The organism is Nocardioides sp. NPDC058538 (assembly GCF_042719275.1).
Classification (GTDB): domain Bacteria; phylum Actinomycetota; class Actinomycetes; order Propionibacteriales; family Nocardioidaceae; genus Nocardioides.
In genome coordinates, this window is record NZ_JBHXNY010000004.1 from 174,007 (window position 1) to 188,275 (window position 14,269).

General features: G+C 69.4%; 18 protein-coding genes. 3 read left to right on the plus strand and 15 right to left on the minus strand.

All coding sequences use genetic code 11. The features are described from left to right. Positions 1 to 46: 46 nt before the first annotated feature. Both rpsN and rpmB read right to left on the minus strand, forming a co-directional pair. Positions 47 to 352 (minus strand): 30S ribosomal protein S14, encoded by a 306-nt coding sequence (gene rpsN, locus ACFWQC_RS05605; protein WP_378674251.1) that lies wholly within the window; start codon positions 350 to 352, stop codon positions 47 to 49. After that, a complete protein-coding gene (gene rpmB / locus ACFWQC_RS05610) occupies positions 352 to 588 on the minus strand; it encodes a 50S ribosomal protein L28 (protein WP_378674254.1) in 237 nt (78 codons plus the stop codon). The genes rpsN and rpmB overlap by 1 nt, the downstream gene beginning before the upstream one ends. A gap of 116 nt (positions 589 to 704) precedes the next feature. Between rpmB and ACFWQC_RS05615 the strand changes: the two genes are divergently transcribed. Beyond that, positions 705 to 1,118: a Fur family transcriptional regulator gene (locus tag ACFWQC_RS05615; RefSeq protein ID WP_378674257.1), complete on the plus strand. Its 414-nt coding sequence runs from the start codon at positions 705 to 707 to the stop codon at positions 1,116 to 1,118. Position 1,119: 1 nt separating this feature from the next. Here the strand turns inward: ACFWQC_RS05615 and ACFWQC_RS05620 are convergent, their stop codons facing one another. The 6 genes from ACFWQC_RS05620 to dut form a co-directional block, all read right to left on the minus strand. Continuing rightward, positions 1,120 to 2,556 carry a PepSY-associated TM helix domain-containing protein gene (locus ACFWQC_RS05620; RefSeq protein WP_378674260.1) on the minus strand — a complete coding sequence of 479 codons (1,437 nt, stop codon included), beginning with the start codon at positions 2,554 to 2,556 and terminating at the stop codon, positions 1,120 to 1,122. Positions 2,557 to 2,633: 77 nt separating this feature from the next. Continuing rightward, entirely contained in the window at positions 2,634 to 3,161 is a 528-nt protein-coding gene (locus tag ACFWQC_RS05625) for a cell division protein FtsQ (protein ID WP_378674262.1), read from the minus strand. A gap of 17 nt (positions 3,162 to 3,178) precedes the next feature. Further along, positions 3,179 to 3,928: a DUF3159 domain-containing protein gene (locus ACFWQC_RS05630; protein WP_378674265.1), complete on the minus strand. Its 750-nt coding sequence runs from the start codon at positions 3,926 to 3,928 to the stop codon at positions 3,179 to 3,181. An 11-nt stretch (positions 3,929 to 3,939) separates the two neighbouring features. Next, positions 3,940 to 4,311, minus strand: coding sequence for an OB-fold nucleic acid binding domain-containing protein (locus tag ACFWQC_RS05635; RefSeq protein ID WP_355224876.1), 372 nt, complete (start codon positions 4,309 to 4,311; stop codon positions 3,940 to 3,942). Between the two features lie 7 nt (positions 4,312 to 4,318). Beyond that, a complete protein-coding gene (locus tag ACFWQC_RS05640; RefSeq protein ID WP_378674268.1) occupies positions 4,319 to 4,981 on the minus strand; it encodes a DUF3710 domain-containing protein in 663 nt (220 codons plus the stop codon). A gap of 53 nt (positions 4,982 to 5,034) precedes the next feature. Further along, positions 5,035 to 5,487 carry a dUTP diphosphatase gene (gene dut / locus ACFWQC_RS05645; protein WP_378674271.1) on the minus strand — a complete coding sequence of 151 codons (453 nt, stop codon included), beginning with the start codon at positions 5,485 to 5,487 and terminating at the stop codon, positions 5,035 to 5,037. A gap of 73 nt (positions 5,488 to 5,560) precedes the next feature. On the opposite strand from dut, the gene ACFWQC_RS05650 reads away from it, so the two are divergent. Both ACFWQC_RS05650 and ACFWQC_RS05655 read left to right on the plus strand, forming a co-directional pair. Beyond that, entirely contained in the window at positions 5,561 to 6,019 is a 459-nt protein-coding gene (locus ACFWQC_RS05650) for a DUF3093 domain-containing protein (RefSeq protein WP_378674274.1), read from the plus strand. Positions 6,020 to 6,054: 35 nt separating this feature from the next. Next, the gene (locus ACFWQC_RS05655) at positions 6,055 to 6,369 is read left to right on the plus strand and encodes a DUF4235 domain-containing protein (RefSeq protein ID WP_378674277.1); all 315 of its coding nucleotides are present in this window, start codon (positions 6,055 to 6,057) and stop codon (positions 6,367 to 6,369) included. A gap of 160 nt (positions 6,370 to 6,529) precedes the next feature. On the opposite strand, the gene ACFWQC_RS05660 is transcribed toward ACFWQC_RS05655, so the two are convergent. From ACFWQC_RS05660 to tatC, 7 genes are all read right to left on the minus strand, one after another. Further along, entirely contained in the window at positions 6,530 to 6,820 is a 291-nt protein-coding gene (locus tag ACFWQC_RS05660) for a DUF4193 domain-containing protein (RefSeq protein WP_040755057.1), read from the minus strand. A 265-nt stretch (positions 6,821 to 7,085) separates the two neighbouring features. Continuing rightward, complete coding sequence (locus tag ACFWQC_RS05665; RefSeq protein WP_378674281.1) at positions 7,086 to 7,943, minus strand: inositol monophosphatase family protein; 858 nt, start codon at positions 7,941 to 7,943, stop codon at positions 7,086 to 7,088. Positions 7,944 to 7,968: 25 nt separating this feature from the next. After that, positions 7,969 to 9,075, minus strand: a complete 1,107-nt coding sequence (locus ACFWQC_RS05670; RefSeq protein WP_378674284.1) for a ferrochelatase — start codon at positions 9,073 to 9,075, stop codon at positions 7,969 to 7,971. A 55-nt stretch (positions 9,076 to 9,130) separates the two neighbouring features. After that, entirely contained in the window at positions 9,131 to 9,577 is a 447-nt protein-coding gene (locus ACFWQC_RS05675) for a PH domain-containing protein (RefSeq protein ID WP_378674287.1), read from the minus strand. A gap of 57 nt (positions 9,578 to 9,634) precedes the next feature. Then, positions 9,635 to 12,427, minus strand: coding sequence for a DEAD/DEAH box helicase (locus ACFWQC_RS05680; RefSeq protein WP_378674290.1), 2,793 nt, complete (start codon positions 12,425 to 12,427; stop codon positions 9,635 to 9,637). Positions 12,428 to 12,457: 30 nt separating this feature from the next. Further along, positions 12,458 to 13,342: a diacylglycerol/lipid kinase family protein gene (locus tag ACFWQC_RS05685; RefSeq protein ID WP_378674293.1), complete on the minus strand. Its 885-nt coding sequence runs from the start codon at positions 13,340 to 13,342 to the stop codon at positions 12,458 to 12,460. A 72-nt stretch (positions 13,343 to 13,414) separates the two neighbouring features. Further along, positions 13,415 to 14,266, minus strand: a complete 852-nt coding sequence (gene tatC, locus ACFWQC_RS05690) for a twin-arginine translocase subunit TatC (RefSeq protein WP_378674296.1) — start codon at positions 14,264 to 14,266, stop codon at positions 13,415 to 13,417. Positions 14,267 to 14,269 lie beyond the last annotated feature (3 nt).

Here is a 14,269-nt window from a genome sequence, read left to right on the forward strand (position 1 = left end):
CGGCCGGGTCGCGCCTCGCCGACTCGAAACGATTCTCGTTAGGAACTCACCAGCTGGACTTCGTGACCCCGGGCAGATGGCCCTTGTGCGCGAGCTCGCGGAACCGGATCCGGGAGACGCCCGCCTTGCGCAGATAGCCCCGCGGCCGGCCGTCGACCTGGTCGCGATTGCGCAGGCGTACGGGCGAGGAGTCGCGCGGCAGGCGGGACAGGGCGCGGACGGCCTCGGCCTGCTCGGCCGAGCCCGGCTCGGCGGTGCGGATGCGCTCCTTGATCTCGGCCCGGCGTGCTGCGTACCGCTCCACGATCTCGCGGCGCTTGGCCTCGGCCGCGATCTTGGACTTCTTGGCCATCAGATCTTCTCCCCTCGGGCGCGCATCTCGGCGACGACGGCGTCGATGCCGCGTACGTCGATCTGCTTGATCGCGTTGGTGCTGAGCCGCAGCGTGACCTTCCGGCCCAGGCTGGGGACGTAGTAGGTCTTCTTCTGCAGGTTCACCTCCCAGCGTCGCCGGGTCGCCTTCTTGGACCAGGGGCGGTTGTTTCCGAAGCCGGGGCGGGCTCCGGTGACCTGACACGTGCGTGACATGGCAGCCTTTCGTCTTATTGGGAATCGTTCCCATTATGGCATAGGTGTCTCACGCCGTGTCATCGACCGCCCTGCTCGACACGGGATCCATACCGATACCGACTAACATGGCGCCCATGGCACCAACCCAGCAGGTCAAGCGGCGCGCAACCAACCAGGGCGCCGCGGTGAAGGAGGCTCTCGCCGCCGAGGACACCTTCCGCAGCGCTCAGGACGTCTACGCCACGCTGCGAGCCAACGGCGAGAAGATCGGCCTCTCCACGGTCTACCGCCACCTGCAGATCTTCGTCGACGACGGACTCGCCGACGTGATCCACAAGCCCGACGGTGAGTCCACCTACCGGCTGTGCGGCGACGCCTCCACGACCCATCACCACCACCTGGTGTGCCGCAGCTGCGGCAAGGCCGTGGAGATCGATGGCCCGGCCGTGGAGACGTGGGCCGACAAGGTGGCGGCGCAGAACGGCTTCACCGACGTCAACCACACCGTGGAGATCTTCGGTCTCTGCGCCGCCTGCGCCGCCTCCTGACTCAGCTGCGCCGGCGCACCGCGCCCAGTGCGGCGTCGACCAGCAGGAACGCCACCAGGCTGATCCCCAGCATCGGGACGAACCAGCCGACCACGCCGGTGACCGCGACGAGGGCCACGAGTGCCGGCCAGGGCAGACGGCGCCACGCCCCGCGCGGCACCGGCCGGCCGAACCGCAGGCCGCCGGCTCCGCGGGGCCGCCGCAACCACCACATCCGGTAACCGAGCACGGTCATCACGATCAGCCCGATCGCCAGCGCCGCCAGCGCCAGCTGGTTGACGATGCCGAACAGGATGCCCATGTGGGCGCCGATGACCCAGTCGGTCAGCTTGGCCATGACCGGCCAGTCGGCGAAGTCGACCCGGTCGACCATCTTGCCGGTGGCTGGGTCGACACTGATCGCGTCGTAGCTGGTCGGCCAGTCGCGCTTGTTCTCCGCCGCCGTCCACGCGCTGGCGCCATCGGCCGGCGGAACCAGGTAGAGCGGATCGCCCAGCCCGGCCTCGCGCGCGGTGGCGAGGACCCCGTCGACACCGGCTCCGTCGGAGAAAGCCGCATCCGGGTCACCCGCGCGAGCCGCCGGTCCGGTGGAGCCGTGGTGCGCGTGCTCGTCCGCGGCGCCGCCGGTGTGCAGCGAGGTCGCGGGTGTGGGCTCGGTCCACGACAACGCCGTACGCACCTCGCCGATGTTCGCCCCGGCAAAGCGTGACCAGGTCAGCCCCGAGACCGACAGCGCCAGTACGCCCAGCAGGACCCACACCCCGATGACGGCATGCCAGGACATCACCCGGGAGCGTCCGGTGGCCGCCGGATCGGGCGTGACGAGCCGGCGCACCCGCCGGTCTCGGCGTCCCTTGCCGATCCACAGCATCAGCCCGCCGAGGGCCACCACCCACAGCCAGCTCGCGGCCAGCTCGCTGTAGTGACGCCCGAAAGCGCCCAGGTGGAGGTTGCGGTGCAGCTCGTCGACCCAGGCGCGGAAACCGAGCCACTGGCCGTAGCTGCGTACCTGGCCCTCCACGCCGGCGGTGTAGGGGTTGACGAAGACCGACATCGCGTAGTCGTCGGGCACGGTCTCGTCGGTGAAGACGACCCGGGTGCTTCGGTCTGCGGCGGGCGGCACGTCGATGCGGAGGATGTCGCCGTCGGGGTGGCTCGCCCGGGCCGCGTCGACCTGTTCGGCCAGCGGCACCGTCTCGCCGGCCGGGGTGACATGGGTCAGCTCGTGGTAGGCGATCTGCTCGACCTGCGGGGCGATCGTGTAGAGCAGCCCGGTCACCGAGGCGACCAGGATGAACGGGGCGACCAGCACCCCGGCGTAGAAGTGCAGCCGCAGCACGAGCGGGCGGATCGTCGGCCACCAGCCGGGCCTGGCGCCGGGTGCCTCCGTCGGTGGCTCTGCCGGTGGTGCGGTCTGGAACTGGGTCGGAACGGACATTAGAGGTTTCTCTCTCGCGAATTTCGGGTACGCAAGACAGCCACCGGGACTCGCCCGGTGGTGCTCGCAGAGGGATCTCAGAGGCCGGCAGGCCTCGGCGGTCCCCTTCGCGGAGAGACATGGGCCCACAGGGCCGGTCGCGGGACGAACTGTGTTGACTCGGCGAGCAGGCGGCCGGCGACCGCGACCCGCGGCGTCGGCAGGCTGCGTACGGCCACGGCGAGGGCCCTGCGATGCAGCACCCAGACGACGACGGAGAGGAAGGCGGCGCAGGCGTGGGCCAGGAGCATCGCGGCACCGTCGGCGGAGCCGAGCGAGGTGCCGACCGCGTGATGGTGCTCGGCACCGGGGGCTGCGGAGAAAGCCGCGAAGACCTCGTGGAGCCCGAGCTGGGACAGGCCGGCCAGGACGGCACCGGTGAGGAGTCCGACCCGGCGCTGCAGCACCACGACACCGGCGCCGAAGACGGCCAGAGCCGCAGCGGCCAGCCAGCCGGCGCTCGGCAGAGCGCCGCCCGCGGCCAGGTGGGCCAGGGCCGCACCGGTCATGATCTCGAGGGTGGCGAGCAGGGAGAGCCACACGCTTCCGTGTGTCGGCCTCACCACCCGGAGCTCCATCCGGCTCAGGCGTCCTGGGGACGGGCCTGGACCGGCGTGTGATTGCGGGCGAGAAGCCAGATCATGGTGCCGTAACAGGCGATCCGCAGCACCCAGCCGAGGCCGGTGCGGAGGATGCCGAGGGCGAGGATCGCCCAGTCGCGGTCGATCGACCCGCTCCAGGCCAGGAACCAGATCGGGCCCTGGATGGCCGCGCCGATCGCGCCGGGGGCCAGGAACAGCCAGGTCAGCCGCGAGCACAGCTTCACGATCTGCTTGTCCTGGTGCCACTCGAGCGGATCGCCGCTGGCGACGCCGATGAAGAAGCCGAAGATCGGCCAGCCGATCAGGCACAGGCCGCCGACCACGACGGTGTAGCCGAGGCTGATCAGGATGCCGGGCAGGAAGTAGGCCAGCGCCTGCTCCTCGGCCGAGCCGCCCATGGACTGGGCCAGCCGCACCACCGCGAAGCCGATGAGGATGCCGAAGATGGCGTTGCCGACGTATTGCAGGCTCGAGCGCTGCACGAGCCGGACCAGCAGGAAGACCGCCGCGGTCGCGGCCGAGGCGATCAGCGCGACCTTGAGGTCTTTGAACACCAGCCAGGCGATGGTGAAGACCAGTCCGGGCACACCGGCCTCGAGCATCCCGCGCACACCGCCCAGCCCGGCGGACATCTGGCGGCGTACGACCGCCTCGACGGTGTCGACCGTCGGATGGTTGTGGTCGTGCTCGTCGCCCTGGCCGTCGGCAGGTGTCTCAGAGGTGGGGCTCACGTGTGGTTGGCTCACTCGTTGGGGTCCGGTATCAGCTCGTAGCGGGGGTTGAACATGATGCGTTGGCCATCGGTACGGCCGATGCGGCCCTGCACCTGCAGGGACCGGCCCGGGCTGATCCCGGCGATGCGCCGGCGTCCCAACCAGATGAGCGTCAGGGTGCCGGAGCCGTCGAACAGCTCGGCCTCCAGGGCGGGGACACCACCGCGGGGCCGCAGTGTGATCGTACGCAACGTCCCCCGCAGCCGCACCGGCTCACGGTCGGGCGCGTCGGCGATCGAGGCGACATCCTTGGCGACGTAGGCCGCACGGATCTCGCTCGCGTCGATCGAGGCGGTGTTCGCCCACTCGCTGAGCTTCGCCCGCAGCCGGCCCTTGGACACTACCTGCTCACTTCTCCACGCGACGCGCGTTGGGCGGCAGCTTCACCTCGAGCGCCTCACCCTTGGGCTTGGCCCCCTCACCGCGGCGCACGACGACCCGCTCGAGGAGCTTCTCCCACTCCTTGCCGGCGGTCGGCTCCATCGCGGGGCGGCCCATCATGGTGGCGCGCAGCATCCAGCGCGGGCCGTTGACGCCGATGATGCGGGTCTGCTGGACGGCCGGCTGGCCGTCGGGCAGCTTGACCTTCATCTGGGTGATCAGCTCGGTGCCCCAGGGACCCTCCAGGTCGGCGGTGGCACCGCCACGCTGCTGGACGTCCTCGCGCAGCATCGGCAGCGACTCGGTCCACAGGTCGCCGTTGCGGGGCGCGGCGAAGGCGCGCAGCTCCATGGCGCCGTCCTCGGCGGTCAGCATCACGGCCGCGATCTGCCCGGACTTCTCGTCCACCTGCAGGCGGAGCTCCTTGCCCGGCGCGGGGGCGAGCATCATCGAGCCGAGGTCGACCCAGTCGCCGGTGATCAGACCGTCGGGGACGGAGTCGATGTCGAACGGTCCGACCTCGGGAGCCGCCGGCACCGGCCGCTCGGGGGCCATCGGCCCGTGCTCGACCGGTGCAGATGGCTCTCCTCGGTGGGAGGGCGTGGACTTGCGACGGAACTTCACGACCATCTGCTTTCAGGTTGCGGTGATTCTCAAGAGGAGACTTATCTAACACTGATCCCTCAGCGGTGGGAGAAGCCCCCTGTAGAACCGTATCCCCCATCTCCACGAACGGAGTCGGGCAATTCGGAGACCTCGACGAACCGGGCCTGCTCGACGCGCTGGATCACCAGCTGAGCGATCCGGTCGCCGCGGCGCAGCTCGATCGCCTCGACAGGGTCCAGGTTGATCAGTGCCACCTTCACCTCGCCGCGGTAGCCGGCGTCGACGGTGCCGGGGGCGTTGACGATGGACAGCCCGTGCTTGGCGGCCAACCCGGAGCGCGGGTGCACCAGGCCGACGTACCCCTCCGGCAGCGCCATCGCGATCCCGGTCGGCACCAGTGCGCGCTCGCCCGGCTTCAGGCTCACGTCCACAGTCGTCCGCAGGTCGGCTCCGGCATCGCCCGGGTGGGCGTAGGCGGGCGGCGGCAGCTCCGCGTCGAGACGGACCAGGGCTACTTCGAGATCAGACACAACCCGCACCTTAGATGCTCTATGGCTCACCCGATTCGTGACTCCCTTGACCGACGTGAAAAACTCACGATTCGTGAGCACCCCGGCGTACGACGAGCGACTGACCGTGCCGCTGCGGTGGTGGGTCCAGGGCGTCATGTTCCTGGCGACCCTGTGGATCGCGGTCATCCTGTGGGTTCCGGCCGCGCTCGCCTGGGGCATCACCGCGGCGATCGTCGGCCTGTTCGCGCTGGCCATGATCGTCTACGGCAACGCCCGGATCACGATCGCCGACGGCGTCCTGCGTGCCGGGCCCGCCCGGATCGAGGCGCGCTTCCTCGGTGAGGCGGTCGCTCTCGACGAGACCGAGGCACATCACCTGGCGGGGCGCGACGCCGACGCCAGGGCGTACCTGCTCCTTCGTCCCTATCTCAAGCGCGCGGTGCGGGTCACCATCGACGACCCCGCCGACCCGGCACCCTACTGGCTGCTCTTCACCCGCCACCCGGTGGCGCTCGCGAAGACCGTCAACGCGCTCCGAGCGAGTCTCTGAGCGGCAACCTCTCCGCCATGGCCTAGGCTCGAGGTATGTCCAAGTCCACCAAGGCTGACAAAGCCGACAAGGCTGACAAGGTCTGGGCGATCATGGCCCTCGTCAGCGGAATCGGGGCCGCGAAGGCCACGAACAAGGTCCTCTCCACCGGCTGGAAGGCGTCCACCGGACGCAAGCCGCCGGCGAACCCCGCCGACCCCGACGTACGCCTCGTGGAGGCCGTGCTCTGGTCGGCCGCGACCGGCGCCACCGTCGCGCTCGCGCGGATGTTCGCCCAGCGGCGTGCGGCCAACTACTACGTCAAGTCGGTCGGTCGGTTGCCGAAGCAGCTGGAGAAGGACGAGTCCTGAGTCAGCAGATTCTGAGATAGCAAGAAGGCCGCACGGGCTCCGTGCGGCCTTTGCTTATCGGCCCGGCTTGCGTCGGGCTTTCGCCGAGTCGGCGCGTTTGCACAGAGCGCTTGCTAGCGCAAACTATACAAACGCGCCGACTCGGCGCTTTCAACTGCGCTTACGCGCAGTCGAAGCAGATCATCTTCTTCTCGTCAGCCAGCTGGCTGCGGTGGTGGACCAGGAAGCAGCTCATACAGGTGAACTCGTCCTCCTGCTTCGGCTTGACCTCGACCGCGAGCTCCTCGTGGCTGAGGTCGGCTCCCGGGAGCTCGAACGACTCGGCCGCCTCGGCCTCGTCCTCGTCAACCTTGCCCGAGTTCTTGTCGTGACGACGAGCCTTGAGCTCTTCGATGCTCTCCTCGGACTGGTCCTCTTCATTTTTACGCGGTGCGTCGTAGTCCGTCGCCATATGCGCCACTCCCCTTCTCACTCATCTTCAGTCCCCCCGCGCGCCCCCGAGGGCAGCGGCACGGCCCGTGATTGTGCACCATCAATGCGGATTTCGCACACTCAACCGGATCCGCGTCGCCGAAACGTTCTGTCATCTGGCGGTATTCCCTATCACGGGGATAGATGAGCATCGAGTTTCGGGTGGGTGAACGCGGCTGTACCGACGGGGCTCCGGGACCTTCCCGGCCCCCGGCCGGTCATAGATCTACATCAACCAGCGGCTTTCAGTCGGGTACGACACCCGGGAGCGAGTCAACCGGCAGAAAACCGGCCTGAACAGCCGCTTTCCGTAGTTCATCGTAGCCGTGGGCTGGTGCCACGATCACCAACCTGCGGCCGCCGATGCCGGTCGTCGCCTCCCAACGACCACCGGCGGCTTCCGCGACCAGGCCGGCCGCGGCATGGTCCCACAGGTGCAGCCCCTCCTCGAGGTAGCCGTCGAGGGTTCCCTCGGCCACCCCGCAGATGTCCAGAGCGGCCGAGCCGATGCGACGAACGTCACGTACGACCGGCAGGAACCGGACCAGCGCTTCGGCCTGAACCCGGCGGAGCTCGGCGTCGTAGGAGAACCCGGTGGCGATCAGCCGCTGCCCGAGCTCGGCAGGCTGACGTACGCGGATGGGCTCGCCGTCCTTGACCGCGGCGACCGATCCGTCGGGCTGCCGGAAGGCGGCGTAGAGGGTGCCGCGCGGCACGTCCACGACCGCGCCGGCCACGACCTCGCCCGCGTACTCCGCCGCGATCGAGACCGCGTAGCTCGGCAGACCGTAGAGGAAGTTGACGGTGCCGTCGATCGGGTCGACGATCCAGCGGACGCCGCTGGTGCCCTTCGTGCTCTGCCCTTCGCTGGCGCCCTCCTCACCGAAGAAGCCGTCCTCGGGACGCTCCTGGGAGATCAGTCGCCGGATCAGCGCCTCGGTGTCCCGGTCGGCCTCAGTGACCACATCGGTCGCGGTGGACTTCGTGGCAGCCACCTCGACCACGCCGGCGGCCCGATCGCGAACGAGATCGGCGGCCGCGCGGGCGGTCGCCACGGCGAGCGCGAGCAGGTCTCCGGGCTTCGGGGCGGATTGATCTGTCATGGGGCCGACCCTATGCCGCGGCCGATCATCGGGAGTACTGGGGCGAGTCCTCTCCCGTCAGGGTCGGCAGCTGCGAGCGCTGGTTGAAGCAGCAGCCCGCGGGACACCGGTCGGGCCCGGGGCCCAGGTCGCCCACGGTAGGCCGCGCAGAGGCCTCCCCACGCTCCGCAGCGGCACGCTCGAGGAGCAGCTCGCGTACGGCAGCCACGAAGCGCGGGTCCTCCCCCGCGGTCGGGCTGCGGCGGGCGTGGATCCCGAGCTTCTCGGCGGTGGCCATGGCCTCGGTGTCGAGGTCGTAGACGACCTCCATGTGGTCGGAGACGAAGCCGACCGGACACATCACCACAGCTCGTACGTCTCTGCCGGCCAGGTCCTCGAGGTGGTCGTTCACGTCCGGCTCGAGCCACGGGATGTGCGGGGCGCCGGAGCGGCTGCAGTAGACGAGGTCCCACTCGTGGCTGACCCCGCGCCTCTGCGCGACCTGCTCGGCGATCACCTTGGCGACGTCGAGGTGCTGGGCGACGTACGCGCCGCCGTCGGGGCCGGCGTTGTCGTTCATCGAGGTCGGGATCGAGTGGGTCACGAAGAGGATCCGCGCGCCATCACGCTCGTCCTCGGGCAGGTCCTCGATCGAGGCGAGCACGCCGTCGACGACCGGCGCCACGAAGCCCGGGTGGTTGTAGTAGCGGCGCAGCTTGTCGAGCACCGGCGCGCTCTCGACGTCGCCGGTCTTGTCGCATGCCTCGAAGAGATTCTCGCGGTACTGCCGGCACGAGGAGTAGGAGGAGTAGGCGCTGGTCGCGAAGACCGCCGCCCGCTTGATCCCGTCGGCCCGCATCTGCGCGACCGTGTCGCTCAGGTAGGGGTCCCAGTTGCGGTTGCCCCAGTAGACCGGCAGGTCGATCCCGTTCTCCGCCAGGTCGCTGCGCAGCGCCGCCAGGAAGGCCCGGTTCTGGTCGTTGATCGGCGACTTCCCGCCCCGGTCGAAGTAGTGCTGCCCGACCTCGACCAGCCGCTCGCGCGGGATCCCCCGCCCCCGGGTCACGTTCTCCAGGAACGGCACCACGTCCTCGGCCTTCTCCGGCCCCCCGAAAGAGACGAACAACAGGGCATCGTAGGGAGAGACATCCACCCGCCCATGCTATTTCACAGAGCGCGCCGCACGCCAACCGCCCGGCCCACCGTCGTCATCGGCTGGCGTACCAGAGCCGCGTGGCCAGTTCCTCGTTGTGTCGGCTGACAAGGTGCTGCATACGCGGATAGGACCTCGATGTCGTCAGGTGGAGCGTGACGGAGCCGCTCGCGTCGCGGCAGCGCACCCATTGCCAGCTCAACATCGGCTCGATGCCGACGAGGTCGGACCAGGGAACCACCCGCGAACCGCGCTTGCCCGACAACACCAGCCCGTCTTCGCCGACCTCGAGACGGCGCCGAAATCCCAGGTGCCATAGCCCGAAGAGAGCGGTTCCCATGACGAGACCGATCGCGAAGATCGGCCCAGGAGCCGTGGGAAGCACCTCGATGATGGTGAGGAACGGCGCGGCCCAGATCACCAGAACCGAAAGGACGAAGCCGCCGATGTAGACGATCCAGGACCGACCTACAAAGGCCACGACCTTCTCCTGCTCATGCACGGGAGGACCCTAGCGACCACCGCCGACTCATGTCCTCGAAACGGGACAGCCCGTCGCCTACTCGACGACCGAGGAGTAGGCCACGACGCCGCGCTTGAGGAGGTCCATGGTCTGGCGGGCCGTACGTCGCAGGGGGGCGTCGCCGGCGGCGTCGGCGACCTGGCCGCAGAGGTCGATGAGCTGCTTGACCCAGCGGACGAAGTCGCCGGCGGCGAGCTCGACCTCGCTGAGGACGTCGTCGAGCTCGTCGCCCTCGGCCCAGCGGTAGGCGGCCCAGGCGAAGCCGAGGTCGGGCTGGCGGAGGAAGTCGAGCTTGTGGTCGCGCTCGAGGGCGTCGAGCTGGCCCCACAGCCGCACGGTCTCGGCGATGACGTCCTTGACCCGGCCGCCGGGGAGGCGGGGCGGGGTGGCGTCGTCGGAGCGACGGGCCTCGTAGACCAGCACCGAGAGCGCGGCGGCGAGCTCGGAGGGGGTCAGGTCGTCCCAGAGGCCCTCGCGGAGCGCCTCGGCGGCGACCAGGTCCATCTCGGAGTAGAGCCGCATCAGGTGGGTGCCGCGCTCGGTGACCGTCTCGCCCTCGAGGTAGTCGAGCGCGACCAGGACTTCGCAGACCCGGTCGAAGGTGCGCGCGACGGTGTTCGTACGCGCCTCCACCCGGCGGCGCAGCGTGTCGGTGTCGCGTGACAGCTTGAACCAGCGCTCGGCCCAGCGGGCGTGGTCCTCGCGGTCGGGGCAGTCGTGGCAGGGATGCATCTTCAGCTCGCGCCGCAGCTCGGAGATCTGGGTCTCCGCCGAGCTCTTGCGCTCCTTGCGGGCGGTCGGCGACCCCTCGTAGGGCACCGGACGGAGGTCGCGGGTCTTCTCCCGAAGCCGGGAGGCCATGTCGCGCCGCATCTGTGGGTTGCGGCCGTTGAACGACTTCGGCACCCGCAGCCGGGTCTGGGCGACGATCGGCACGTTGAAGTCCATCATCGCCAGGCGCCGCGCCTGCCGGTCCTGGGTGATCACGTAGGGACGCGGCCCTTCGGGGTCGAAGCCCGGGTCGAGGACGACGGCATAGCCGGCGAACTTGCCCGTCGGCACGTCGATCACGTCACCGATCTTCAGCTTCGAGAGCGACTCGATGATCTCGTCGCGTCGGTCCGAACGCCGCTCGCGGGAGGAGGACTTCTCGACGTCGGAGATCTTGCGGCGGATCGCGGCGTACGCCATGAAGTCGCCGCGGTCGCACGTCGCGGCCTCCTGGTAGCCCTCGAGCGCGTCCTCCGCCTTGCGCACCTGGCGGGCCAGCCCGACGACCGCCTTGTCGGCCTGGAACTGCGCGAACGACTGTTCCAGCAGCTCGCGCGAGCGCGCCCGTCCGAACTGGTGCACCAGGTTGACCGCCATGTTGTAGGACGGCCTGAAGCTCGACCGCAGCGGATAGGTGCGCGTCGAGGCCAGGCCGGCGAGCTCGCGCGGGTTGAGCCCCTGCTGCCAGAGCACGACGCCGTGGCCCTCGACGTCGAGGCCGCGACGGCCGGCGCGGCCGACGAGCTGGGTGTACTCCCCCGGCGAGAGGTTGACGTGGGCCTCGCCGTTCCACTTCGAGAGCTTCTCGATGACCACCGTGCGGGCGGGCATGTTGATGCCCAGCGCCAGCGTCTCGGTGGCGAAGACGGCCTTCACCAGGCCGCGTAGGAACAGCTCCTCGACGACCTGCTTGAACGCCGGCAGCAGCCCGGCGTGGTGGGCGGCGACGCCACGGGAGAGGCCGTCGATCCAGTCGTGGTAGCCGAGGACGTGCCGGTCCTCGTCGGGCAGGTCGGCGCAGGCCTCCTCGACGTAGGCGAAGATCTCGTCGCGCTCCTCGGGCGTGGTCAGCCGCAGGTTGGCCTGGATGCACTGGCCGACCGCGGCGTCGCAGCCGACGCGGGAGAAGACGAAGTTGATCGCGGGGAGCAGGTTGTCGCGCTGCAGGGCCGTGATGACCTCCACGCGCGAGGGGATCCAGACCCGTCGCCCGTTGCCCACGCGCCGGTTGCCCCCAGAAGAGTCACGGCCCTTGCGCTTGTCCTTGGGCGTACGCCGGTCCGTCATCCGTCCGGCGGCCCAGTCGTCGCGCGCCAGCCTCATCAGCTCGCCGTTGACCGGAGCGCCCTCCTTGACGAACCCGGCTGCCGCGTCGACGTCGGAGGAGGCGAACAGGTCCATGATCCGCCGGCCGGCCATCACGTGCTGGTAGAGCGGCACCGGCCGCTTCTCCTCGATGATCGTGGTGGTCTCACCCCGCACCGTGGTGAGCCACTCGCCGAACTCCTCGGCGTTGGAGACGGTGGCGCTCAGCGAGACGACCGAGACCGACTCGGGCAGGTGGATGATGACCTCCTCCCAGACCGCACCACGGGAGCGGTCGGCGAGGTAGTGGACCTCGTCCATGACCACGAACCCGAGGCCCATCAGGGTCTGCGAGCCCGCGTAGAGCATGTTGCGCAGCACCTCGGTGGTCATCACGACGACCGGCGCCTCGCCGTTGACGACGTTGTCGCCGGTCAGCAGGCCGACCTGGTCGGGGCCGTAGCGCTTGACCAGGTCGTTGTACTTCTGGTTGGAGAGCGCCTTGATCGGGGTCGTGTAGAACGCCTTACGGCCGGTCGCGAGCGCCAGGTGGATGGCGAACTCGCCGACGATCGTCTTGCCCGACCCGGTCGGCGCGGCGACCAGAACGCCCTTGCCTTGCTCGATCTCCTTGCACGCCTCGATCTGGAAGTCGTCGAGCCCGAAGTCGTAGAGCGAGGCGAAGTCCCGGAAGACGGGGAAGTCCTTGTCACGCTGATACGCGGCGTACTTCTCCGCTGGCGAGGCGTCCATGGCCCCGAGCCTATCGACCGACACCGACAATCAAGCGCGCGGTGGCACGAGTACGCCGAGAGCGGACGGCACGCACTCGACATCGAGCGGCAGCGGCCCGAGGCGCTCCCCGTCGCTGTAGGCGATCACACCGGGGGCGGAGGCCTTGATCCGGCGGGCGTGGATGCGCTCGAAGGCCGGATGGGTGAGGTGCTTGGCCTGGCGTACGCCCGGGAAGACGCGCAGGAACTCCAGCCGCGAGACCGGCTTGATGAGGATGACGTCCAGCAGGCCGTCGGCGGGGTCGCAGTCCGCCGCGATCCGCAGGCCTCCGCCGTACGACTCGGTGTTGGCGATCGCCAGCAGCATCGCCTCCTGCTCGCGCACGACGCCATCGATCTCGAGCCGGTAGGGCACCGGCTTCCAGCTACGGATCACCGACAGCGCGGCGAGGGTGTAGCGGAGGTCGCCGTGGGGCCAGCGCATCGCATTCGCGCGCTCGTTGACCGCCGCGTCGAACCCGGCGGCGAGAACGGTCGCGAACCAGGAGTCCCCACTACGCCCCAGATCGATGCGACGGGGGTGGTTGCGTACGACGACGTCCGCGGCGGCGAGGGGGTCACCGGCCGGGATCCCGAGCGCACGCGCGAAGTCGTTGCCGGTCCCGAGCGGGACGACGCCGAGGCTGACCTCGGTCTCGGCCAGTGCCTGGACCGCGACGTGGACCATGCCGTCGCCACCGAGGGTCACGACCGTGTCGACCCCGTCGGCGGCCGCCTTCCGGGCCAGCTCGAGAGCATGCTCGGCGTCGTCACCGATCAGGTGCTCGACCACGGCCCCCGAGGCCGCCAGCCTCGCGGTCACCGCATCGAAGATCTGGTCGGCGTGGCCACGGCCGGCGGTGGGGTTGGCGAGCAGGGCGATCTGACGCGTCACCCGGTGAAGACTAGTGGACCGTGGCCGTCGTCGAGGTGGCGCGCAGCCGTCGCCCCGACGACGGCCACGGTCCTAGATCACCGACGGGACGTCAGGATCCCCGATCATGTCCTTGCGCTTGCTGGCCTTCCGCCTGTCGTGCGCCCGGGCGATGACCTCGGAGATCCCGAAGAGGACGACCATCGGGCCGGCCATGATCGTCATCGTGAACGGGTCACCCGACGGGGTCGCGACGGCGGCGAAGACGAAGGAACCGACGATGATCCAAGCGCGGTACTTGCCCAGGGCGGCGCCGGGCAGGACCCCGATCCGGTTGAGCAGGATCACGAAGACCGGGATCTCGAAGGCGATGCCGAAGACCAGCAGCGTACGGCTCAGGAAGCTGAGGTATTCGCTGAACTCGACGATGTTCGTCAGGCCGTCAGGGACGAAGGCGAACAGGATCTCCAGGCCCTTGGGCAAGGTGACGTACCCGAGCAGCACACCGAGGAGGAAGAGCGGGCCGGCGACGGCCACGAAGATCCTCGACATCTTCTTCTCGTGGGCGTGCAGGCCGGGCATCAGGAACGCCCAGATCTGGTAGAGCCAGATCGGCGCGGTGCCGATGAACGCGGCCAGGCCGCACAGCTTCAGGTAGAGCATGAAGCCGCCTGCGGCGCCGTTGACGGAGCTCAGCGAGGCGGCACCGCCCTCCTGGTCCATCATCTTGACGGCCTGGAGGTACGGATCCATGACCAGGTCGAAGAGCTGCTCGAAGAAGAACAGTGCGACGACGAATCCGACGACCAGGGCCAGGGATGCCTTGATCACCCGCGCGCGGAGCTCACGCAGGTGGTCGGAGAGCGCCATCCGGCCGTCGTCGCCGATGGCGTGCTTGGGGGTGCCGCTGAGGATCGCGACAACACCGGCGATGGTACGAGCCATGAA